Source organism: Bacillus sp. R86525, from assembly GCF_042466195.1.
GTDB classification, from domain to species: domain Bacteria; phylum Bacillota; class Bacilli; order Bacillales; family Bacillaceae_G; genus Bacillus_A; species Bacillus_A nitratireducens.
In genome coordinates, this window is record NZ_JAXHPX010000007.1 from 115,977 (window position 1) to 139,456 (window position 23,480).

Here is a 23,480-nt window from a genome sequence, read left to right on the forward strand (position 1 = left end):
TAAATTACAATCATTTTAATTAATTTAGTGGTCAAATTAGCTCTGAGTTGAAAAGTTTTAAAATTTATGTTATTCACTTTTTTGGAAAAGTTTTTCATCTTTTCTTTTTTGACCACTAAATGTAATAAAAGGAATTATAGATATATATTATAAAAGTGAGGCTTTGATAATGGAAAAAGAAAATATAAATGAAGTACTTGCTATTTTAACTTCAATGCTAATTGACTATTTAAATCAAGAAGGAGGAACTGATGCATAATGATAGAGAGTATGACGACTAAAACTGTAGCAATTTATGCAAGGGTGTCTACTATAGAACAAGCCGAAGAAGGTTACAGCGTTGATGAACAAATACGTGTCCTCAATAAATTCTGTGAGCGTGAAGGCTATTTGGTTTATGATGAATATGTGGATAGAGGAATTAGTGGGAAAAATATTTCAGGACGTCCCGCAATCCAACGATTATTGCTTGATGCAGAACAAAAGAAATTTGAAGTAGTGCTTGTTTGGAAAATGAATCGCTTAGCACGTAAAAGTTTGGATTTAATGAACATTGTTGAAAAGCTAGATAGTAAAAACATCGCTTTTCGCTCCTATACAGAAAGGTATGAAACAGAAACGTCCACTGGAAAGTTACAATTTCAACTGATGGCTGCTATTGCTGAATATGAACGTAACAATATTGCAGAAAATGTAAAGATGGGGATGATAGCTAGGGCAAAGGAAGGACGTTGGAATGGTGGACAAGTGCTGGGATATGATGTTGTAGAGATATCAAGTGATAATAGGAAACGCAAAGATACACATCTTGTTATCAATGAAAGAGAGGCAAATACTGTTCAGTTGATTTTTCAAATGTACAGTTCTGGACACGGTTATAAATCGATTGCTAACTATATCAATAAAAAAGGGTACCGAACAAAAAAAGGCAAAACTTTTTCATTGAATGCAATTAAAATAATTGTTACGAATCCAGTTTATGCTGGTTATATTCGATACAACGTTCGTAAAGATTGGAATGAGAAAAGACGAAATAATATCAATCCTAATCCAATCATTCAAAAAGGGGAACATGAACCAATCATTTCAGAAGAGGTGTGGCAGATAGCTCAAAATGTTTATCAAAGTCGTTCATGTAAACCAAATCGTATACATGATGGTGAATTCCCGCTAACAGGCATTATGAGATGTCCAGCTTGTGGTGCAGGAATGGTCATCAGCCGAACTACAAATACATTAAAAGATGGAACTAAACGTGTTCTTGAATACTATGTTTGTGGTGCATGGAAAAATAAGGGTACACTAGTGTGCCGTTCAAATGGTGTACGAACGGAGTACGCAGATGCGTTTACATTAGATAAACTTCAACGATTGATGCATAGTGATAAACTTATTAAAGAGCTTGTAAAAAGTGTGAACAGTCGAAATGGAAAAATATTTGCGCCGCTACAAAAGGAATTTGACATGTACGCTAAACAGATGAATGAGGCGGAACGAAAGCTTTTGAAAACGTTTGATGCCTATACAGATGAGTTGATTTCCAAAGCAATGTATGTAGAAAAGGCGAAGAGATTAGAAGGGCAAATACAAGAATTAAAAGAACTAATGGAACCTTTAAGAAAGCAAATGCAAGGAAATACAGTGAAAGTTGTTTCTTATGAAATGATTAAAGAAGTATTGTTAAATTTCTCAAAGGCTTTTCAAAATGCTTTAACTAGGGAACAACGAAAAAGGTTGTTACATTTACTCATTCATAAAATCACAATCAATGAAGATAGAAAAATTGAAAGTATCCAATTAAAACTTAATAATGAAGTATTAAAAGAACTAAAAATAGGGGTAGATGATTCATCAATTGATGAGTCATCTACCTCTTTTTCAGTTTTGATCGCTATTTAAAGGAGGTGATTCCATGGATCCAATCAAACTTTTTACAGCCGGTCTAACACTAGCGGTAACAGTTTGCTTACAGATTAAAAAGAATCTTTAGGAAGGGTGGGGAAGGTTGATGCGTTGGTTTTTATGTGGGTTTGGAGCTGGAGTGGTTATTGTTTATTTGTTTATAAATAAGTAAGAAAAAAGCGTGTATTTAATTTTAAAATGTTACTATTGTAATCAGGAAGAACATGAACTAGAGGTGGAAAGATGAAAGAACTTCAGGAATTTACAAAAGGATATCAGCGAGAACTTAACTTTCATATCAAAGATAATTCATATGAACGGTGTAAAACATCACTATTAACAAATCATATGTTACTAACAACAGAGGTAGCAGAGGTAGCAGAATTATTACGAGAGTTATTTGTAACAACAGAAAAGAAAATGCTTGAAGGTTATTCTGAGGTAAAAGCCTTTCAATTGGCAAAGGAACAAATTACGGAGGATCTTGGAAAAGAAATTTCTGATTGTGTTGCTTACTTGTGTAAATTAGCTAACTTCTTTGGAAGGGATATGGAGACAGATTTTTATTCTAAAATGGAAGAAGTAAAACAAAGGATGAATAGGTAGTGGAGTATGAAAAGATTTTTAACTGAGGTTAAGAGTCTTTTTTATTATTATTTTAAATGAAGAAGTTATTCGAGATTTTAACATTTAGGGGGAAGAAAGTTCATCATTTCATAATGAACTTTCTTCCCTTTTTTCTATTGTCATTAACTTATAAAAAGGAGCGAATAGTATATGAGCATTATTGGACTATTTAGAAATTATATTGAGGAACATCATCCACATCTTGCTGAGAAGGAATGGATAGTAGATGTTAGAATGTTATTAGTAACAGAGATTCAAAATGGAGAAGGTAAGGCTATAATTCCTAACGAAATCAAAGGGGAACTAAAGTGCTGGATATTCTACTATAATGGTGGTTCACCTAATGTTGTGTATCTATTACAAGATAAACGGGGTTTGCAGGATATTGGGATGGGTCTACTAAAAGCAGGGAAATTGGTTAAGCCTATTTGCTTTGTTTAAGGCACTTATAGATGGATTTAGGATATAAATAGATACAATTAATAAATCGGAAAGGATGGAACTAGGGGACATCATATTCCCCTATTATAAAAATGTGGTAATATTGGAGGGGATAACTTTAAGTTAGCTAGCTCGTGAGCTACAAGCTAACTTGTACCCTAACCAAAAATCAAACTTCAATGAAATTATCTATACATATAGATAGGAGTCTCATCTGCAAGTAACAGTAAGAGCGCATGATTAGGGTCATTGTTTAAGGAATTTGGGTATGATGAATTGTAAATTAAAACATTAAGAGAACTTTATTATATAAGAAAAATTAACTGGAAAAAGGGGAGATTTATATGGCAACTAAGCATTATAATATTGCTAACTATCTGCAAGATACCAAATATGCATCCGAACATCTAATAGAACAGATAGTAAAAGCGGATAAAAATAGGGAAATAATAATCAAAACACTTGAGGATTGGGCTGAGGTTGAGGAAAAGGAATTGGAGTTTTTAGGAGTAGAGGCGGATTCGTCTGAATACTTCGAAGCTCGAGATGCCCATACAGCAGAACTTAAGAAATTTGATGCAAAGTATAAGACAGACCATATAAATGCCTCCGATATTACTTTGATAAAGAGCAAATACAATGATAGTTTGAAAGCTGCTAATGGGACGGTGGAAGCATTATCAGGGGCTGTATTACAAATTGCAAAGCAAGGCATTTCAATAGTTCACGGTTCAAAGAAATTTGATTGCGAAAAGGTGGGGTGTAAAGAGTTTGCATCGGCAACATTACTGGATGTTATATGGGAAGGTAGGAATCAATCCATGCATTTTGAGGAACGTAAATTTGATGAAGGAGTAGATCTTTGCTTTGGAAGTTTATCATCAGTAAAGCCGATCTTTGCTGATTATAAGAAAAACAAAAATATGGCACATGAAATAATAAAGCTACTTAAATGGGAAAATTACGAAAATTTTCGTAAAGATATGATTTCATTTAAAAGATAGAAAAAGAAATAATTGATTTTTAGAAAAAATGCTAGTTATTGAAGAGTTTGAATAACCTCATTTAGGTGCGTCACGGTGAACCGTATCATAAATAGTTGTATACTAGTACATTAAAACGGCTACAGATGTGGCCGTTTTCTATATTTCATAATATGTAATAGGAGAACTGTATGAAGCCAAAACAACTACTAAGTTTATATATAGAAAATTTTTTAGTCGATGAACTACAAAGATTGGGCTTCCGTTATGCAAAGAGTGTACCTAAATTTTCTCGTAAACAAGGCGATTTTGAATTAACCTTTAGCTTTTCGCTCAGTACATGGAACTCTGAAAATTATTGTGAGTTTTGGACTATGTGGGATGTTACGTCAAAAAAGTATTCTAAATGGTATAAAGAACAATGGGGAGATAAGCTAGTAAATAATTCAATAGTCGGAGATGCAGAGTGGAATATTCCAGGATGGACAAGGAATATCCAGCATTTTAAGCTGAAAAATTTGGAATGTGATAAAGTGGAATTTAGTGAATTCATGCATAATGTAATGAATATTGGGATTCCCTATTATTCGCAAATTGATGATTGGAATACTGCGGCAGATTATGCTACAAGAAGTTCGATTATTTTTTATGAAAAAGTATGTGATTTTTATATGATGTCAGGGAAAGAAGAGAAAGCAAAAGAAATCCTTGAGAGAGGTATTCGAGAGATTAAAGATAGAAAACATGATAGTAATATGCAACTTCCGGAAATTAGAAATAGATTGAAGAAGTATTTTATACAGTAAACGCTTATTTCCTAAAATAAGTATGTTTCTATTTCTAAAAAAATATGCTGTAATATGAAGAGGAAAAAAGTATAAGTAGTCAGAGAAGTGAGGAATTAAAGGTGAAGAAGTTTAAGAAGTTTTACTTGGAGATTACAAGTGTATGTAATCTTGCGTGCAGCTTTTGTCCGCCGACGGAAAGACAGAAGCAATTCATTTCTGTAGAGGATTTTGCTAAAAGATTAGACCAAATTAAACCTCACACAGACTACATTTATTTGCACGTGAAAGGTGAGCCATTGCTCCATCCGAAAATAGATCAATTGTTAGATTTAAGCCATGAAAAAGGGTTTAAAGTTAATATTACAACGAACGGAACGTTAATTAATAAGAGAAGGCATAGACTGTTAAATAAACCTGCGTTAAGACAAATGAATTTTTCACTGCACAGTTTTGATGGACACCCAGGCTCGCAAGATAAAGAGGGCTATGTAAGGAGTATACTTTCCTTCATTAGAGAGGCGACAAGTCAATCGGATTTAATTGTTTCACTACGTTTATGGAATTTAACTCAGGATAATAAAACAAATGCTGAAATCCAGAAAAATAGGGATTTATTATCCATCATTGAAAATGAGTTTGGTCTATCTTATCAAATCGAAGAGAAGCTTACACCAGGAAAAGGTATAAAAATTGCGGAGCGTGTCTTTATTAATCAAGACTATGAATTCCAGTGGCCGGCATTACATGAAGAAGAGGATGATGGAAAAGGATTCTGTCATGGTCTTCGAAATCAAGCTGGTATTTTAGCGAATGGAACGGTTATTCCTTGTTGTTTAGATGGTGAGGGGATTATTAACCTTGGGAATATTAATAATGACTCATTTTCTAACATTATAGAAGGTGAAAGAGCAACAAACATTGTCGATGGATTTTCGAAAAGAGTTGCAGTAGAAGAACTATGTAGAAAGTGTGGATACCGCAAAAGATTTGGAAAGTAAATATAGAATAAGCCCTCATAAAGCGAGGGCTTATTTTTATTCTTGATAAGAACGCTCTAATTCATCAATTAAGGAACCGACGTAAGAAACGGCTTTACGGATTGCATCTGGTTTTGACATGTCTACTCCAGCGTGTTTCATTAATTCGAGTGGTTTCATTGTACCGCCTGCACGGAGTACATCAAGCCAACGATCAACAGCAGGTTGTCCCTCTTCTTTAATCATTTGAGCTACAGTAGTAGATGCAGTTAAGCCCGCAGAATATGTGTAAGAATATAAGCCCATATAATAGTGAGGTTGACGCATCCATGTTAAACCAGCACCTTCATCAATTTCTACGGAATCTCCCCAGAATGTCGAAAGGACCTTTGTTTTTATTTCAGTTAAAGTTGTAGCTGTGAGTGCTTGTCCTTCTTCCGCTAGGGTATATACTCGTCTTTGATATTCTCCCTCAAGTAGATGGGTAACGAAGTTGTGGTAATATGTGCCGAGTAGTTGCAGAATAACCCATCTGCGCATTCTCTTATCGTCAGTAGTCGCTAGTAAATGCTGGGCTAATAGTAATTCATTCATCGTTGATGGTGCTTCAACAAAGTACATAGATGGACGTACATTCATAATGCGCTGATTTTTATTGGCTAAATAAAAATGACCAGCATGTCCAAATTCATGAGCTAATGTGAAGCATCCACGCATCGTATTTTGCCATGTAATTAAAATGTAAGGATGGGAACCATACGGGCTAGAGCAGAAAGCACCTGTTGATTTTCCGATATTATCTGCAAGGTCTACCCATCTTTCCTTAAAGCCTGTTTCAATAATCGTATTATATTCAGGTCCTAATACTTTTAAAGATTCTTGAATTAATTTACCAGCCTCATCGTATGTGATGGTTGGATTAAATTCAGGATCTAACGGTGCGTGTAAATCGCAGAAGAGCATTTGATTGAGACCTAATACTTTCTTTTTTAAATCTGCAAAACGGCGCATATGAGGCGCTAATTCGTTATAAATAATATCTAGTTGGTTGTTATACATTTCAAGTGGAACTTTTTGAGGTTCTAAAAGCATATGGGTAACAGACTCGTACTTACGTAAACGAGAAAGTGTCACTTGTTTTTTTACTTCAGTAGCATACGTTGTTGCAACTGTATTTTTATATCGTTTCAATGTGGAAATAAATGATGAATAGGCTTTTCTGCGTATATATGCGCTTGGAGAAAATTCATATTTACTTTCAAATAATGCAAACGATACAGGCAAATCATTTCCTTGTTCATCTTGTATAGAAGGGAAATCCATATCGGCTAATTTAGTCATGCCATAAATTTTGTAGGGAGAACTATGAACTTCGCCGAGTGCAGCAAGAGCTTCTTCTGTTTCAGGAGAGAGCGTGTGCTGCCTTTTTTGTAGTATTTCTAGTAGCGATTTACGGAAAGGCTCAAGTTTTGTTTCCTCAGTTAAATATTTTTCAATTGTTCCTTCTTCAAAAGAGAGAATTTCGTTATGAATAAAGGATAATGCGGTATGTACTTTCGTCCCTAAAGCGGAAATCTTGGAAGAGTTCGCTTGAATAACTGGATCTGTACGATCAGCGGATTCTTTTAAATTTGCATATGTGCCGAGTTTTGTTAATTTCATTAAAAGCTCTTCTTCTAAAAGTAGGCAATTTAATAAGGTAGCGGGGCCAGTGTGTAATTGTCCTTTAAATGCATCAAGTTTTTTTATGTCGTCTGTTAATACACGTAATGCATTTCCCCACTCTTTGTCAGATTCATATAAATCAGAAAGATCCCATGTCAATTCAGTAGAGATTTCTGCGCGAATAAGGCGTTGCTCAATTACGTTTTTCATTTGTTATATCCCCCTTATTATAAGTATCTAAAAATATGATACTAGAAAATTCAGTAAAATGAAAATATTTTACATTTTTATACATGAAAAAGAAGGACAAGCATAAAAATGCTTGTCCTTCTAGTTAGATTTAAAAATTAATATACTTTATCACCGTTGAAAATAGAGTTTTTCACGACTACATAATCTACAGTACGTATTGAGTCTAACTTTGTTCCACCAGCGTAAGAGATAGAAGATTGAAGATCTTGTTCCATTTCGATTAAAGTGTCTTCTAAAGAACCTTTATGCTCAACGAACATTTTCTTACCTTCAACGTTTTTCTTCTCGCCTTTTTGGAATTCAGAAGCTGAACCGAAGTACTCTTTATAAAGTTTGCCATCTTTTTCGATTGTTTCCCCTGGAGACTCTTCATGACCAGCGAATAGAGAACCGACCATAACCATAGTTGCTCCAAATCGAATTGATTTAGCTACATCACCATGCGTACGAATACCACCATCAGCGATAATTGGCTTACTTGCAGCTTTTGCACACCAACGAAGTGCAGCTAACTGCCAACCACCAGTTCCAAATCCTGTTTTAATTTTAGTAATACAAACTTTACCAGGCCCAATACCAACTTTTGTTGCATCAGCACCAGCGTTTTCTAATTCTCTTACCGCTTCTGGAGTTCCAACGTTTCCAGCGATAACGAAGCTTTCTGGTAAATGTTTTTTAATATGTTGAATCATGTTGATCACAGCATTAGAGTGACCATGTGCGATATCGATTGTAATGTATTCAGGTGAAAGTTGCTCAGCAGCTAATTGTTGTACGAATTCGTATTCGTCTTCTTTAACACCAACGCTGATTGAAGCAATTAATCCACGTGATTGCATATCTCTAATGAATGAGATTCGTTTCTCTGGTTGGAAACGATGCATGATATAGAAGTAATTATTTTCAGCTAAATAAGTTGCGATTCTTTCATCTATAATCGTTTGCATATTTGCAGGTACGACAGGTAATTTAAATTTATGTTTTCCTAAAGTGACAGTTGTATCACATTCAGATCGGCTGTTTACAATACATTTTGCAGGAATTAATTGAATGTCTTCATAGTCAAATACGTTTTCCATCATTTACACCCCTAAAATACGAATATTTTATTTTTATTGATTAAAAATGTTCGTCCATAGGATAATTTACATCATTTTTATTAAGAAGTCAAAGATTTTCTTAACATTTTTTTTGAAAGAAGCTAATATCTTTTAAAAATGATGTTAAAAACGAATTTAAATAGTTTTTATATGCATAACGTTCGTTTATAAAAAAGTAAGGAAAGTTTCGATAATTGCATAAAATTGTATGTGTGCTTCTTATTTTGGGTGAGGGGGCTGGGGAAATACTATGAAAAAGTTAATACTAATAATAGGAATAACTTTGTTGGTTGTTGCTGGATGCAGCAATAATGATGCATTTGATAAGGCGAAGAAGCAAGGAGATTTAGCACTGGAAAATAAAGAATACGAGAGAGCAGTCGCATCTTTTGAATTAGCATTAAAAGAAAATAAGGATGACCGAGAAGTAAGGCTGAAGATGAATCAAACGAATAAAATGATTGAAGTATTGCAGGAAAGTAATATAGACCGGGCAATTTCGTTATTAAGAGAAATTGAAAATGATTCTGCTAGTTCAGTTATATTAGCCAAACAAGCAAAAGAAAAACGAGAAGCTTTATCTAATCAAAAAGATGAGGAAGAAAAATATAAGCAAATGCTTGCTAAAGTAGAAGAGTTGAAAAACCAACAGAAGTTTGTGGATGTAAAAGAGCAACTGAACGTAATTATTAGGGAAACGAAAGGGAAAGAACAGTTTAAAATATATTATCAAAATGCGAATGAACAAATTACACAGATTGTGCCGAGGGAAGTAGAGGTAGATAAAACAAAAGATGAGAACAGCAAGGAAGAAAAAGTAATAGAAGAGAAGCCGAAGAAAGAAAGTGTTATTACCGGTCAGAAGGCAGAATATATTACTAAACTAAATAGTATTGAGGAGAATTTGAAAAAGCTCGATTACTTATATGAGAACGGAATTACAACTGAAATGAAAGAAGGGGAAGTTAAAAGATACGATGCATGGGATCAGGCTTTAAATGAGATTTATGGCGTTTTGAAAAAGCAACTTTCTACAAGTGAAATGAACACTTTGAGAGAGAAACAGCGTGAATGGATTACGTATCGAGACCGCAAGGCGGAAGAAGCTTGGAATGAATCTGGGCAGGGAACATTATCAGGGGTAGCAACCATTTCATCGAAGGCAACTAGTACGAGGGAAAGATGTTATCAGTTAGTTGAACAGTATATGAAATGATAGAGGTTTATTTTTATAATGAAATAATATTTTTATAAAATTTCTGAAATAGAAAACCCTTTTGTTTAGTCAGGCGAATCACGAATGATTCGCCTTTTTATGTGAGCTTTCAAGTATAATGAATAAGGTGATAATAACGTATATGATGATTCAGTGATAGGAAAAGCGAAAAAAGAAAATAATATATCATAAAAAGAGGTTAATATATGAGTAAAAAAAATTTTGCTGATTATGCATTAAGTAAAGAAATTGTAAGAGCACTTACTGGTTTAGGCTATGAACATCCAACGGAAGTGCAAGGAGAGGTTATTCCAGTTGCCTTGCAAAAGAAAGACCTTGTCGTGAAATCACAGACTGGAAGTGGAAAAACGGCTTCATTCGGTATACCGCTTTGTGAAATGGTGGAGTGGGAAGAGAATAAGCCACAAGCTTTAGTTTTAACACCGACGAGAGAGCTTGCGGTGCAAGTGAAAGAAGATATTACGAATATAGGCCGATTCAAAAGAATTAAGGCTGCTGCAGTTTATGGTAAATCTCCATTCGCGCGTCAAAAATTAGAGTTAAAGCAAAAGACACATATTGTAGTTGGGACCCCTGGCCGTGTGTTAGATCATATTGAAAAAGGTACCCTTTCTTTAGAGTGTTTGAAGTATTTAGTTATTGACGAAGCAGATGAAATGTTGAATATGGGCTTTATTGATCAAGTAGAGGCAATTATTGACGAGTTACCTACAAAACGAATGACAATGTTATTTTCAGCAACACTTCCAGAAGATGTTGAAAAATTATCTCGTAAGTATATGGATTCGCCAGCGCATATTGAAATTAAGGCTGCTGGGATTACAACAGATAAAATTGAACATACACTTTTTGAGACTAGAGAAGAGGAGAAGCTTTCACTTCTTAAAGATGTAACAACGATTGAGAATCCAGATAGTTGTATTATTTTTTGCCGTACACAAGAAAATGTAGATCACGTATTTAAACAATTAGATCGCGTTAACTATCCTTGTGACAAAATACATGGTGGTATGGTACAAGAAGATCGTTTTGAAGTTATGGACGATTTTAGAAAAGGAAAGTTCCGTTATTTAGTAGCGACAGACGTAGCAGCTAGAGGAATTGATATTGATAATATTACACATGTTATTAACTATGATATTCCATTAGAAAAAGAAAGTTATGTACATCGTACGGGAAGAACGGGACGAGCTGGTAATAAAGGAAAAGCTATTACATTCATAACACCGTATGAAAATAGATTTTTAGAAGAGATTGAGGAGTACATCGGCTTTGAAATTCCAAAAGCGCTTGCACCTTCAAAGGAAGAAGTTATGAAAGGGAAAGCAGTATTTGAGGAAAAGATACATGCTAAACCAATTATAAAGAAAGATAAAAATGCGGACCTAAACAAAGGAATTATGAAATTGTACTTTAATGGCGGGAAGAAAAAGAAAATCAGGGCGGTAGATTTCGTCGGTACAATTGCTAAAATTAAAGGTGTTACAGCAGAAGATATAGGCATTATTACAATACAAGACAATGTTTCTTACGTTGAAATATTAAATGGAAAAGGACCACTTGTTTTAAAAATCATGAAAAACACAACGATTAAAGGGAAACAATTAAAGGTTCATGAAGCGATTAAATAAACAAAAAAACTATCCACTTTAATAGGTGGATAGTTTTTTGTTTTGCTCGAAAGAAGTGGGTATATAAATAAAGTAACAAGTATAAGGATGGCGGAGTATTTTAGGGAGACTGGATAGCTATATTTGCTTCAATGATGAACAGTTGACCTTGCACGTGAAATTTAAAGATGGAAGAGGTTGTCCGAAAAACTTTTTCACATGACTTATCATAAGTTCATTTTGAAATGTTAATAAGGGAACTAGGAGTTTGAAGAAAATCTAAAAAGGAAAAGGGATAAACAGGAAAATGAAGAAAGTTTATATATATTAGTCCGAATTTTCGAACAAAAAATGTAATGGAGGAAGAAAGATGATTCAATTTCCAAAAGCAGATGCTGAGCAATTTTTTAGATCGTATCGTATTAGTAAGTTTACAGTGAGTGGAGATGAAAAAAGATTAATTTTTAGTACAAACTTAAATGGTCATGCTAATTTATGGGCGATGGATTTACCAAACTTATCTCCCTATCCGTTAACATATTGTAATCAATCAAGCAATTTTATTAAAGTCGATCCTTTAAATCGGTTTATTTTAGCTGGATTTGATAATGATGGTGATGAAAATTATCATATTTATGCATTAAAACCAGAGGGTGGAGAATTGCTTGAATTAATTCCAGCAGGAGAGAAAGAAAAGGATTATTATGTACATTTAACAGAGGATGGAGAACGATTATATTATGTTACAAGTAAAGATAATCCAAGATTCTTTAATTCTCGTTGTTATAATTTGCGTACAAAAGAAGATATTCTCCTCTGTACGGGCGTAGAGACACCTACATATTTGAGTGCAGTGAGTCCAAATGAATCAAGCTTTATTGTCTTAAAGTCGTATGGAAATACATATAATGTAGGATATGTGAAAAAGGGGGAGGAACTTATTTGTATGGTACCTTCCAGCGAAAAAGAACATATTATAACTTCTATTTGCTATATCGATGAAAATACGGTGATTTTTGTTACAAATTATGAAGAAGAGTTTTCTTATGTGGCTTCTTTTGATTTGGATAAACAGGAATTCAAACCAATATGTAAAATAGAGAATGAGGAAGTATCCACTATAAAATGGCATGCAGAAACGAAAACTAGTTACATCGTTACATCGAAAGGTGTTGAAGATAGGTTATACAAATTTGTATGGGATACAAAGGAATTAATTCTATTAGATACTCCAGTAGATACGATAAAACAAATCGATATTTCCAAATCTAAAAAATTATATTTATTAGGTGAAAGTGCAACGAAAACAGCAAATATTTATTGTAAGGAAAATGAAAGTACAGAGTGGGAGATGTTGACAAAAAATTATGTTATTGGTCTATCTGAATCTTCTTTTGTTGAACCAGATATTATAACATATTCTTCATTTGATGGATTAAAGATAGAGGCATTATTATTTCGAGCAAATGAAGAGGTACAAAACGGATATACAATATTTTGGCCCCATGGTGGTCCACAATGGGCTGAGGTAAAGGACTTTACTGCATTGTTTCAATATTTATTAAGACAAGGATATAATATTTTCGCACCAAACTTTAGAGGAAGTACGAGATATGGTTCAACATTTACAAAAATGATCGAGGGTGATTGGGGAGAGGCTCCACGCTTAGATTGTGTGGCAGGAATAGAGTGGTTGTTTGAACAAGGTATTTCAACTGCAGATAAATTATTTGTTATGGGTGGAAGTTATGGTGGGTATATGACTCTATTACTTTATGGGCGCCATTCAGAATGTTTTCGGGCAGCTATTGATCTTTTTGGACCTAGTAGTTTATTTAGCTTTATTGATTCTATGCCAGAAGAATGGAAGCCAATTGCTGTTAGTTTTATTGGTGATGTTGAGAAAGATAAGGATAAGCTTATGAAAGGTTCACCAATCACATATTTGAATCAAATGAAAAAGCCACTTCTTATCGTTCAGGGGGCAAATGACCCTCGAGTTGTAAAGACAGAATCGGATCAAATTTTTCGAGCATTGCAAGAAAAAGAAGTCGATGTAGAATACATTGTACTTGAAGATGAAGGGCATGGATTTTCAAAGAAAGAAAATGAGATATATGTATATCGTCGTATAACAGAATTTTTAGCAAAGCATAAGTGAAATAAATGGCACCCTTAAGGGTGCCATTTATTTGTTTAAGATTCCTTTAAATCATCAACTAATTTTTCCGCTAAACGTCTATACATATTACTCATAGTCACGAAGGATGTTAGTAATAAAAGCTTTTCTAGCGTTGGATCTTCTAAGGAAGAAACCTCGTTTACATCCGTAACACGTTTATTTACGTCTTGTTTAAAGCTTTCCACGTTGGTTTCAGTAAGAGAAAGATAATCTTTATATAGAGTGTTTAATTCGAATGTATCATCGTTTATTAACGGTGCATTTATATTTTCTAAGGAGTTTTTTATATCATTAATGGAAAGGGCTCCTTTTAATTGATAAATTAAGCTGATTAAAATCATATGCTCTTTTGAGTACTTTTTATTTTTGATAGGGATGAATAATTTCCCTTTTGCGTAATTGTTAATCATTGTTTTTGTTAATACTTTTTCATCATCAGTTCTCGTTGTATCCGCATAAGTATTCTCAAATAGTTGAACGACTTGGTCTACATATAAGTCGACATTTGGGATATCCTCAAGTTTAATATTTTTTTCTAAATGTAATGATTCAAGTAATTTATTTATATTTTCCACGTAGAACCCCTCACTTTTATAACTTAGTGGAACTTAATGTTTAGTATATCTTTAAATATGGTATTACGAAACAAATGAAATGTAAATGTTGACCCGTACGAATAATGTGTATATAATTACATGTAGTTATGAAAACTACATGTAATTATATGAGGGGTGTTTATATGAATGCTTATGTAAGAGAACCGGTTAATGCATTTACTCACTTAGGAGGAGCTGTATTATCATTTATTGCATTATTAGCTATGATTGTGAAAGTTTCTGTTAAGATGCCATCTTTTGCTGCAATTACAGCTGTTATTTTATTTGGTATCGGGATGATGGTCCTTTATATGGCGTCAGCAGTGTACCATAGTGTCGTAGCCAGTGAACGTGTTATTTATTTCTTTAGGAAGCTAGATCATTCTATGATTTTTATATTAATTGCAGGTACATATGCACCCTTTTGCTTAATTACATTAAATTCGGCAAATGGTTTACTATTATTTTGTTTAGTTTATGCAACGGCAATTTGTGGTATTGTTTTTAAAATGTTTTGGTTTAATTGTCCAAGATGGTTATCGACAGCAATTTATCTTCTGATGGGTTGGTTAATTGTTCTATTCTTTGCACCGCTAGCTGATAATTTAAGTACAGGAGGTATTATTTTCTTAGTACTTGGAGGTATTTTTTATACAATTGGTGGTTTTATTTACGGTGCGAAGCCAAAATGGTTGGAGTTTAAATATATGGGACACCATGAAATTTTTCATGTTTTTGTATTGTTAGGTAGTCTTGCGCATTTTCTAAGTGTATATTGTTACGTAATTTGATAAAAAAACGCCACGCGATGCTGTTATGTGGCGTTTTTTTATTACCTGATTGGAATCTTGTATTGTACAAAATAAGTATGGGATAAAATGTAAGTTTCTGTGTTCGCATAATAAACATGGGATAAGAAATATGTGATATACTTTGAGAAGTTTATAATGAATGAAATATGGAGGACTATAATTATGGCAATACTTGTAACAGGTGGAGCAGGATATATTGGTAGTCATACATGCGTAGAATTACTAAAAAACGGTTACGAAATTATAGTAGTAGATAATCTTTCGAACAGCTCGGTAGAGTCTATAAATCGGGTGAAAGAGATAACAGGAAAACAGTTTAAGTTTTATAAAGAAGATATTTTAAATCGCGAAGCACTTGATATGATTTTTGAAGAAAATACAATTGAAGCTGTTATTCACTTTGCAGGCTTTAAGGCCGTAGGAGAATCAGTAGCAATTCCGTTAACGTATTATCATAACAACATTACAAGCACATTAGTGCTATGTGAAGTGATGCAGAAGCATGATGTGAAGAAGATGATCTTCAGTTCGTCTGCAACAGTGTATGGCATCCCAGAAACATCACCAATTACGGAGGAGTTTCCATTAAGTGCAACAAATCCATATGGTCAAACAAAATTAATGATTGAGCAAATTATGCGTGATGTAGCATTTGCGGATGCAGGGTGGAGTATTGCATTACTTCGTTACTTCAACCCATTTGGCGCGCATGAAAGTGGGCGTATTGGAGAAGATCCAAATGGAATTCCAAATAACTTAATGCCATATGTAACACAAGTAGCGGTAGGGAAGTTAAAGGAATTAAGTGTATTTGGAAATGATTATCCAACAAAAGACGGCACGGGTGTCCGTGATTATATTCATGTTGTAGACTTAGCAAATGGCCATGTAAAGGCGCTTGAAAAGGTACTTGGCACTACTGGGATAGATGCATACAACCTTGGTACAGGTACTGGTTATAGTGTATTAGAAATGGTTGAAGCATTTGAAAAAGTTTCAGGCAAGGAAGTTCCTTATAAAATTACGGAACGTCGTCCTGGTGATGTTGCAGTATGTTTTGCAGATGCATCAAAAGCGAAGCGTGAATTAGGATGGGAAGCACTACGCGGATTAGAAGAGATGTGTGCAGACTCTTGGAGATGGCAATCAAATAACAAAAATGGTTATCTAGAAGTTTAATAAATAAATAAAAATGACCTTTTTGCGGGAGCAAAAGGTCATTTTTTTATTTATTTATTTCCATTAAGTTTATTAGCAAATTTAGTAAAGAAAGTTCGTCGTTTTATAGGAGCATTTGACTGACAAAATGTATAGTAATCAATATCTTTAATATAAGTAAAGAGTCTAGAAATAGCATATAAGAATGTAATAGAAGATCCGAGTGCAAAGCTAATACCGTAACCATTGAATCCAAATGGTAGTAGAAGAAGACTTAATAACAGGTTTGCAAAAAAGAACAGAGCCGATGTTCGAAATGCCCCTTTACGATCTTCAAAATATAAGAGTAGTAACGTAATAACAAGGACCATACCGTTTGCATAAGCGCCAATTATAGTCAGCTGCAAAATAGAGTATTCAAGTGTTACATTCCCAGATTGTGAACTAAACATCCATATTATAAAAATAATAAGTAAAGAAAAAATACCTTGATTACGAAGTATTCGTTCCATTTCTTGTTTTAGGACAAAGTTCATTGATTCTTTTAATTGTAAAATTGTATTTAATGTTGCCCCATTGTTAACTGAACCGAAGAACTTCTTATACCGTTCATAAAATCTTGTTTCAATGGATACTACGAAGAAAATATAAGTTGGGATAATGCTTAAATAAGCCCAGAAAACAGAGGTATCATATATTTGATGATAAATGAATGTGTTTTCAATATTTCCTCGCCCTTCTCCGAACCAAATAACAATGTTACATACCCAAATGCCAATATTATAAAGTAGGCTCGACCAAAATAGTTCTGGATATTTATCTAAATAAGTAAGAAAGGTAAATTGTTCAGTAGCATCACTATTTGGAAACATTCGTACAATAACTATACTTAACCACACTAATGTAATGAAAGTCCCGATTGTAAAAGAAATTAAAAGTAATAGGGCAAATCCATGTTCTATTCCGAGTGTTGGATGCCAGTAAGCTATAAGTGCAATTCCAGATAAGGAGAAAATGGAACCAATTAAAAATGCAAGAGCGATGGACTGATAATCTTTAGCTGCTGTTAAATAAATGGATTGAATCCAAATGATATTTAAAGCTAAAAATAAAAATAGCATTACGATTTTATAATACAAGGCTAATGGTGTAAAAATTGCAAACAAAAGCCATAAGATAATAGCTAAGAAAAGTGTGATTTTCGTCATTCCTAAAAAGGAAGAAAATACTTTATCAGCTTTTTGCTCGTATAAAAGGTCAGCCACATATCTAGTTACGATGAGCTGCAGGGCACCATATATGATTTGAGAAAAAATAAAGCAGTATGAAATTGAAATTGTGAAAAGGCGCTGTTCCTCAATTGAAATAGAATGGAACAAACTTAAAATGTATCGAATAGCTGTTACTGCTAAAATGACGACTAACCACGGACCAGCTGTAACAAATAATGAAAATCCGTATGCTTTTATTCTTGAAGAATAGTAGTCTTCTTGGAATAATTTTTGTAAACGAAATCCTATTCCTGCCATGTTTTTTTACCTCTTTCTAAGTAAAGCTTACGATAACTATCAACGACACCTAATAATTGATAATGCGCTTCAATACGATTGCGCCCATTATCCCCAAATTGTTGAATGGATTCAGGGTGACGATAATACCACTCTAAATGAATGGCAACTTGCTCAGGAGATACAGGTGGTACAACAAATCCACATTGCCCGTAAGGATCTTCGTCTTGCCCGTAAATTAACTCCCTACAAGAACCTACATCTGTAACAACCCATGGTAATCCTGCCGCCATTCCTTCTAACATAGCTAATGGTTGTCCTTCGGATATACTTGTTAATACGAGAATATCTGTTTGTTTTAAGTAATCTTTAATATTTACTTTACCGGTCATTATTACATGCTCTTCTAATCCTAATTGTTGAATTAAATCACGACATTCCTGAGCATATTCTGCTTCTTCCGTATCGGGACCTAGTAAGTAAAATATAAATGGAATATTTTTTTCGGATAATAATTTAGCTGCATAAATCATTGTTTTTACATCTTTAATTGGCACAACTCGTATAATAGCGGAAATGATGAGTTTATCCGAATTATACTTTGGTTTACGTAATCCTTTATAGTCAGATAAAGTAACGCCATTTGGAACGATTTTTAGTTTATGAGCCGGGGCACCTAATTCTTTTTGATATGCACTATTTCGGCCGAACAACGTAATTACATCAGCTGCTTGTTCATATGCTTGATGAGACAAGTGATGAAAGAAAGAAACCCATCTTTTTTTGTATTCAATTGGTATCCAAGTAGATTGTAGTATTTCTTCTTCACGCTCCCGAGAATAAATACCGTGTTCAGTTAGAATAAATGGTATATCAGAATTGGCGCTAATTGCAGCACCAAGCAGTCCACCATAACCTGTCGATACAGAATGAATAAGATCTAATTCAGGAAAATCAATTTGTAAAATTTGAATGATTGGTGTGAACATAGATCTCCACATCCAAAAATAATTTAAGAAGGAGCCACTACTTTCTTCATATAAATAGCTTTCTTTAACAATTTTATAAAACTCACGGCTTTCGAAGAAGGAATGGAGTGTTCCTAGCTTTTGTTTATTCCCTAATATTTGTAATGCTGTTGTATCGTTGGCTTGAAATGTAAACCATTTTTGAAGTGTCTGTACTTCTTGTTTAGTTAAATTAGTTTTTATATGTTTTAATTCATTTTCTGATTGCAAAGGAATCATAATGATATCTTTTACGTTGCTTGGAATTTCATATTGATATTCATCTTCTGTTTTTACTTGAGGAACTATCGCAAAAATCGTAAATTCATGTTCTTTAAACTGTTGGATAATCATTTGAACCCAGCTTGCTACCCCTCCACTTACAAAGGGGTAGCTGCCTTCAACGACCAAACCTATTCTCATCTGTTATTCTCCTTTAATTGGGATCGTAGCGCTGGCTTTCGTTAACGTAACGCTATAAATTTGGGAATCAAGCTTTTTAACTGTGCCGTAAGAGAAGGAGCCAGTTTGTATCTTCTTACCTTCTTCTACACGTATAATTGTTGAAGTATGGTTTGGTAACCCTTTATATGCAATGTGAACAGCATCATCTTCATAAGAAACATCTAGGTCACCAGTTTGATAAATTTTCATAGAAGCAGTTGCTTCACTTTGGGTCATACTTTTTATATAAGGGTATCGTTCTCGTATTTCTTTAATTGTCGTTTTATAAGCTTTAAATAATTCTTCCCATGTTAAGTTACCCGAGCGTTTTTCATCAAGGATATCATCTGGATGGACGAAATGTGAGATAACTCCTAAATTTGCGGTAACATCGGTTAAGATAAATTGCTCTTCATCTGTAATAGCATAGCCACTCGTAATACGCGGGAAGTGATAAATGTTTTTGTTTTGTTCATCTGGTCCAAATTCTTGAATTAAACTGCCGTTACTTGTACTTCCCACATATAGAGAAGCAACTGTTTCCATAGTTGGAACCGCTTCGTTTAATGCACTTAATCCAGTTGTATTTATAATATTGGATGGTGGTACATAGGTTTTTAGTTTTTCGTTTGGAAAGAAGTTATACACGAGTTTTTGTAGAGCATCTAAAGAGCTCTCCATATCCTCTTTTGAATTCCACGGAATATATTCAAGTGCTTTATCTACTGGGTCTGGTGGTAATAATAAAGGTTGATGGTTATAGCCATGAATACCGATTTCTCCACCGTGGCTTAATAATTCTCTCCCAAATAATAAATAGGTATTTCTATTTTTACCTGTGAAGTCTTCAAAAGGTGGTGTTACTTTATTTTGGTATGTCCCAATTGCAACACCCGTATATTTAATATCAAGCTCTTCAGAGATATCCTTCATATTTTTCCACCAATGTTTTTTATAAAATTCTTCAACAGAAATTTTTTCTGTTGTTAAGTTTTTTAGTTCTCCACTTGGAATTGGAGATGGGAAGTCATCGATATACATAATCTCCGCTCCAAGTTGTGCTGTAGCGAAAGTCGGGAAAATAGTACCCAGTGATTGAACGAACATACCTCTACCTAATTTATCGTTCAATGCTGTTGTATTCCAATATAAGACTTTCCCTTCACCGTAGTCATTGGTCCAAAGGATGGGAGTATCTTCTGCTGTAATCCAAGTATTAGTTGTATTCTCATCTAGCGTAATATTCATTGAGCTATGAGTAAACAATGGAGAAGAACTTGAGAGATCTGGATAACCAGGGAATAAAACCTCTTCAAAGGTTAATCCTTTCGCATCTTTGAAACCCTCTTTTTTTGTAATACCAAATAATGCGTTCCAGGAAGGATCTGAATCAAGTCGGTTTGCGATAATAATCCTTCCGCCCATTTTTACAAAGTTTTGAATATCAGCTTGTGGAAGTTGCTCCATTATTTCACCTGTAATAATAATCCCTGTATAGGGAGAGGGAGTAAGTCCCCTAATTTCATTAGCTGTAATATCTTTATAGTGTAGGTGTGCGTAATCCATTGCCTTCTTCGTATTAAATTCGACTTGTTGCCCTAATGTATTATCCGTTTTTAAAACGTATAATTGCATTTTTTGTCCATTTTGAGCTACATCTTTCGCTTTGAGTGTTTTAATAGTATCGGTTTCTTTAGTTTTAGGAACAGAAAATTTTTGATAAAAATTTTCTGTTCGATATATAAGGATGGATATAATTAAGAGAAATAAAATGATACTAATAATCCCGATATATATATTAATCCCCTTTTTCAATGTGTGCGCCTCCAAACTGCCTTACAAATAATTGATATTTACGCGGTAGTATATGAACTCTTTTTGCAGCTGCTAGATTATGGATTAAGTTATAGAGCTCGTCCCATAACTTTTGCTCATAATATAGTTCAAGTAACCCAACGTAACCGTAATATGATTCCGGATAGAGATGAATAAGATTTAAAAATTGTTCTTCAGACTTTGCATATTGTTTTGTGTGTAGAAACAGATTTCCAAGGTGGAAAGGGTAAAGAGGTTCGTTAGGGAATAGTCCTACACTTTGTGTAATAAAATTCATAAATTCAGCGATTATTTTTTCTTTTTGCTGATTAGAAAGAAGACCACTGTCTATATATCTTAAATAGTTAGAAACCAATTCTGTTGCAATTTCATTTTGTGGATTTTGTAGAAATTGCTTATTTAAGTATTCGATCTGTTTTTCGTACCGTTCATTTAGTAAATTAATAGTAGTTGCTGCGTAATGCACAGTTTCAGGATCTTTATGGTGAATGGCTTCTTTCAATAAGCCTCCTTCATTGGGAATAGAGGAGGAGCTTAACTGTACAATGAGTTGCTTATGTAATTCAGGCTTATCTAGTTCTAATCCAGAAGAAAATGAAATTAAGTCCATATCTTGTTTCGCTGATTCCAAAATATCTTCGTAATTATCAACTTGAAAGGAAACATACTCAGAGTATTGCTGTAACCACTCGGTCTTAGAGCGTCTTATATTAAGTAATAACATGATTGCTGATACAATAAGTCCGATAAGCGGGAAAAGAAGAGATAGAATCAAGCAAAATTCAATAATTCCTTTTTTATCTTTAGTAATCAAACTTTTCGTAAATCGAAATAAAAGAAAAACCAAAATAGCATAGATAAAATAAAGAAGGAGTAAAATCATTAGGCTACCACTCCTTTAGAAGAAAGAGCGTTTTGTATACGAGTTTGAACTTGTAATAAAAACTTTTCTTCAGTGCCAGGTAATAAAATCATGATTTTCTGCTCGGTCGTATCATAACCGAATATATCAATATCACGTAAATGATCTTTTAAAATAGAATTTATTATTTCTAAGGAATCTTGAGGAGCATTGAACTCAAAATAGGAATATGGATAAGATAATGTTTCGTAACGCTTCTTTTCTATTTTTAGTAAATGTTCAAATTCATCTTCATAATAAATGCTTGTTTTAGGGAATGTGCGATCCTCTTGACTTGATAGCCAAAGATTAGAAGCGTTTTGTAAACGATCACCCATCCAGCGTAAATACCATGTGAAAAGTTCGAATTGCTCGGAAGTTACTTTTGAAAACTCGATTTCGTCTAATATAATGACGTATTGTACATCATCTTGGAATAGGACGGGACCAACTAAAAGTGGAGCGTCTTGAAAATCCTCATCTGTACGGAAAAAAGGTCGATTATGCGCTAGCGCATTTTTAATGACTATTGAAGCGTTTTTAACAAAAATAGATTGAGATAATGTATTTTTACCAGTTTCAGCTCTTAATTTAATACGAAGCGATTGTTTATTGTTATCAACGTGATAGATACCAATTTTTTTTGCTCCAAAATACATTTTTAATACATTCATTCCTTCATCGAGTACAATTTCAGGATGTGTATGATTTAAGGCTTTAAACATATGATACATTTTAGATAAGTGGTTATTTGATTCAAGTACACGAGAACGTAGTGTAATACGTGTTTCATCCAATTGTTTCACAACATATTTTAATTCTTTATTTTCAGCTTTCAACTCATTATTTATCATATGTACATCTTCATAACGTTCTTTTTGTGCAGTGCTCATCAGTCCGCAACATAAACTAATAACAAGTAAGAAAATCCAACTTACCCAGTGATCTAATGAATAAAAATACAGTAATACATCATTTTCTTTATATATACCGCTTATAAAAATATAAATCATTGCTTCCAGAAAGGCAAAAAGGGCAATAGATATGCCATATCGGCTAGAAATAATTAATGTAATAAATAAGAGCAAGAAGTATTCATACGTTGGTGTAAGAACATCAGTTAGTATTGATAGAAAAAATAGAGCAATAAAGAGAATCGTAGGTTCAATCATCTTTTGGAATAAATTAGATTGTCTATAGTGCATAAAAAAAATCCCTTCTTTCGTTTGCAATTTTAATTTTGAGGAATAGTACACTGAAATAAAATACATAATTTTAAAGAATTATTTTGAGATATATAATATATGAAGCCCAAATCATTTTATCAACAGAGATGTAGTAAATTCAAGTGAAATAAATTCTAATTTCTGTTAATCTATTGTATTTATTGGAATTTTTATAAAATATCGAGTTTGAAAAAATGTTAAATGTTATGGTATTACTATATTTGTATT

19 protein-coding genes are annotated in these 23,480 nt (G+C 33.6%); 11 read left to right on the forward strand and 8 right to left on the reverse strand.

The annotated features are described in order from the left end of the window. Nucleotides 1-258 precede the first annotated feature (258 nt). From SJY24_RS03040 to SJY24_RS03065, 6 genes are all read left to right on the forward strand, one after another. Nucleotides 259-1,899, forward strand: a complete 1,641-nt coding sequence (locus tag SJY24_RS03040; RefSeq protein ID WP_377863694.1) for a recombinase family protein — start codon at nucleotides 259-261, stop codon at nucleotides 1,897-1,899. Between the two features lie 246 nt (nucleotides 1,900-2,145). Further along, the gene (locus SJY24_RS03045) at nucleotides 2,146-2,508 is read left to right on the forward strand and encodes a nucleoside triphosphate pyrophosphohydrolase family protein (RefSeq protein WP_377863695.1); all 363 of its coding nucleotides are present in this window, start codon (nucleotides 2,146-2,148) and stop codon (nucleotides 2,506-2,508) included. Between the two features lie 171 nt (nucleotides 2,509-2,679). Next, the gene (locus SJY24_RS03050) at nucleotides 2,680-2,970 is read left to right on the forward strand and encodes a hypothetical protein (RefSeq protein ID WP_377863696.1); all 291 of its coding nucleotides are present in this window, start codon (nucleotides 2,680-2,682) and stop codon (nucleotides 2,968-2,970) included. Nucleotides 2,971-3,314: 344 nt separating this feature from the next. Continuing rightward, entirely contained in the window at nucleotides 3,315-3,974 is a 660-nt protein-coding gene (locus SJY24_RS03055) for a hypothetical protein (RefSeq protein ID WP_377863697.1), read from the forward strand. 170 nt (nucleotides 3,975-4,144) lie between these two features. After that, nucleotides 4,145-4,759 (forward strand): hypothetical protein, encoded by a 615-nt coding sequence (locus SJY24_RS03060; protein ID WP_088008260.1) that lies wholly within the window; start codon nucleotides 4,145-4,147, stop codon nucleotides 4,757-4,759. 101 nt (nucleotides 4,760-4,860) lie between these two features. Beyond that, nucleotides 4,861-5,739 (forward strand): radical SAM/SPASM domain-containing protein, encoded by an 879-nt coding sequence (locus tag SJY24_RS03065; RefSeq protein WP_000713629.1) that lies wholly within the window; start codon nucleotides 4,861-4,863, stop codon nucleotides 5,737-5,739. Between the two features lie 36 nt (nucleotides 5,740-5,775). On the opposite strand, the gene pepF is transcribed toward SJY24_RS03065, so the two are convergent. Beyond that, a complete protein-coding gene (gene pepF / locus SJY24_RS03070) occupies nucleotides 5,776-7,593 on the reverse strand; it encodes an oligoendopeptidase F (protein WP_377863698.1) in 1,818 nt (605 codons plus the stop codon). Nucleotides 7,594-7,730: 137 nt separating this feature from the next. Beyond that, nucleotides 7,731-8,714, reverse strand: coding sequence for a GMP reductase (gene guaC, locus SJY24_RS03075; protein ID WP_000432440.1), 984 nt, complete (start codon nucleotides 8,712-8,714; stop codon nucleotides 7,731-7,733). A 271-nt stretch (nucleotides 8,715-8,985) separates the two neighbouring features. Here guaC and SJY24_RS03080 point away from each other — a divergent pair, with 271 nt between their 5' ends. From SJY24_RS03080 to SJY24_RS03090, 3 genes are all read left to right on the forward strand, one after another. Continuing rightward, nucleotides 8,986-9,951 carry a lysozyme inhibitor LprI family protein gene (locus SJY24_RS03080; RefSeq protein ID WP_377863699.1) on the forward strand — a complete coding sequence of 322 codons (966 nt, stop codon included), beginning with the start codon at nucleotides 8,986-8,988 and terminating at the stop codon, nucleotides 9,949-9,951. A 206-nt stretch (nucleotides 9,952-10,157) separates the two neighbouring features. After that, entirely contained in the window at nucleotides 10,158-11,603 is a 1,446-nt protein-coding gene (locus SJY24_RS03085) for a DEAD/DEAH box helicase (protein ID WP_377863700.1), read from the forward strand. 349 nt (nucleotides 11,604-11,952) lie between these two features. Beyond that, nucleotides 11,953-13,743 carry a S9 family peptidase gene (locus SJY24_RS03090; RefSeq protein WP_377863701.1) on the forward strand — a complete coding sequence of 597 codons (1,791 nt, stop codon included), beginning with the start codon at nucleotides 11,953-11,955 and terminating at the stop codon, nucleotides 13,741-13,743. Nucleotides 13,744-13,778: 35 nt separating this feature from the next. Here SJY24_RS03090 and SJY24_RS03095 read toward each other — a convergent pair whose 3' ends face one another. Further along, the gene (locus tag SJY24_RS03095; RefSeq protein WP_377863702.1) at nucleotides 13,779-14,339 is read right to left on the reverse strand and encodes a DUF1836 domain-containing protein; all 561 of its coding nucleotides are present in this window, start codon (nucleotides 14,337-14,339) and stop codon (nucleotides 13,779-13,781) included. Between the two features lie 164 nt (nucleotides 14,340-14,503). On the opposite strand from SJY24_RS03095, the gene trhA reads away from it, so the two are divergent. Both trhA and galE read left to right on the forward strand, forming a co-directional pair. After that, entirely contained in the window at nucleotides 14,504-15,151 is a 648-nt protein-coding gene (trhA, locus tag SJY24_RS03100) for a PAQR family membrane homeostasis protein TrhA (RefSeq protein WP_098765224.1), read from the forward strand. 183 nt (nucleotides 15,152-15,334) lie between these two features. Beyond that, a complete protein-coding gene (gene galE / locus SJY24_RS03105) occupies nucleotides 15,335-16,351 on the forward strand; it encodes a UDP-glucose 4-epimerase GalE (protein WP_377863703.1) in 1,017 nt (338 codons plus the stop codon). A gap of 50 nt (nucleotides 16,352-16,401) precedes the next feature. Here the strand turns inward: galE and pelG are convergent, their stop codons facing one another. The 5 genes from pelG to SJY24_RS03130 are packed head-to-tail and all read right to left on the reverse strand — an operon-like array spanning nucleotide 16,402 to nucleotide 23,231. Beyond that, a complete protein-coding gene (gene pelG / locus SJY24_RS03110; RefSeq protein ID WP_377863704.1) occupies nucleotides 16,402-17,859 on the reverse strand; it encodes an exopolysaccharide Pel transporter PelG in 1,458 nt (485 codons plus the stop codon). Beyond that, entirely contained in the window at nucleotides 17,847-19,268 is a 1,422-nt protein-coding gene (gene pelF, locus SJY24_RS03115) for a GT4 family glycosyltransferase PelF (protein ID WP_377863705.1), read from the reverse strand. The genes pelG and pelF overlap by 13 nt, the downstream gene beginning before the upstream one ends. 3 nt (nucleotides 19,269-19,271) lie before the next feature. After that, on the reverse strand, nucleotides 19,272-21,104 hold the full coding sequence (locus SJY24_RS03120; RefSeq protein WP_377863706.1) for a DUF2194 domain-containing protein: 1,833 nt from the start codon (nucleotides 21,102-21,104) through the stop codon (nucleotides 19,272-19,274). Beyond that, entirely contained in the window at nucleotides 21,088-22,008 is a 921-nt protein-coding gene (locus SJY24_RS03125) for a tetratricopeptide repeat protein (protein ID WP_377863707.1), read from the reverse strand. Before SJY24_RS03125 ends, SJY24_RS03120 begins: the two co-directional genes overlap by 17 nt. Then, the gene (locus SJY24_RS03130) at nucleotides 22,008-23,231 is read right to left on the reverse strand and encodes a GAF domain-containing protein (protein ID WP_377863708.1); all 1,224 of its coding nucleotides are present in this window, start codon (nucleotides 23,229-23,231) and stop codon (nucleotides 22,008-22,010) included. The genes SJY24_RS03125 and SJY24_RS03130 overlap by 1 nt, the downstream gene beginning before the upstream one ends. Nucleotides 23,232-23,480 lie beyond the last annotated feature (249 nt).

Coding starts and splice junctions, on each gene's coding strand:
- pepF (WP_377863698.1), bottom strand. CDS start 7,593: ATGAAAAACGTAATTGAGCAACGCCTTATTCGCGCAGAAATCTCTACT.
- pelF (WP_377863705.1), bottom strand. CDS start 19,268: ATGAGAATAGGTTTGGTCGTTGAAGGCAGCTACCCCTTTGTAAGTGGA.
- SJY24_RS03050 (WP_377863696.1), top strand. CDS start 2,680: ATGAGCATTATTGGACTATTTAGAAATTATATTGAGGAACATCATCCA.
- SJY24_RS03045 (WP_377863695.1), top strand. CDS start 2,146: ATGAAAGAACTTCAGGAATTTACAAAAGGATATCAGCGAGAACTTAAC.
- SJY24_RS03085 (WP_377863700.1), top strand. CDS start 10,158: ATGAGTAAAAAAAATTTTGCTGATTATGCATTAAGTAAAGAAATTGTA.
- SJY24_RS03040 (WP_377863694.1), top strand. CDS start 259: ATGATAGAGAGTATGACGACTAAAACTGTAGCAATTTATGCAAGGGTG.
- SJY24_RS03055 (WP_377863697.1), top strand. CDS start 3,315: ATGGCAACTAAGCATTATAATATTGCTAACTATCTGCAAGATACCAAA.
- SJY24_RS03060 (WP_088008260.1), top strand. CDS start 4,145: ATGAAGCCAAAACAACTACTAAGTTTATATATAGAAAATTTTTTAGTC.
- SJY24_RS03090 (WP_377863701.1), top strand. CDS start 11,953: ATGATTCAATTTCCAAAAGCAGATGCTGAGCAATTTTTTAGATCGTAT.
- pelG (WP_377863704.1), bottom strand. CDS start 17,859: ATGGCAGGAATAGGATTTCGTTTACAAAAATTATTCCAAGAAGACTAC.
- guaC (WP_000432440.1), bottom strand. CDS start 8,714: ATGGAAAACGTATTTGACTATGAAGACATTCAATTAATTCCTGCAAAA.
- SJY24_RS03080 (WP_377863699.1), top strand. CDS start 8,986: ATGAAAAAGTTAATACTAATAATAGGAATAACTTTGTTGGTTGTTGCT.
- trhA (WP_098765224.1), top strand. CDS start 14,504: ATGAATGCTTATGTAAGAGAACCGGTTAATGCATTTACTCACTTAGGA.
- SJY24_RS03130 (WP_377863708.1), bottom strand. CDS start 23,231: ATGCACTATAGACAATCTAATTTATTCCAAAAGATGATTGAACCTACG.
- galE (WP_377863703.1), top strand. CDS start 15,335: ATGGCAATACTTGTAACAGGTGGAGCAGGATATATTGGTAGTCATACA.
- SJY24_RS03125 (WP_377863707.1), bottom strand. CDS start 22,008: ATGATTTTACTCCTTCTTTATTTTATCTATGCTATTTTGGTTTTTCTT.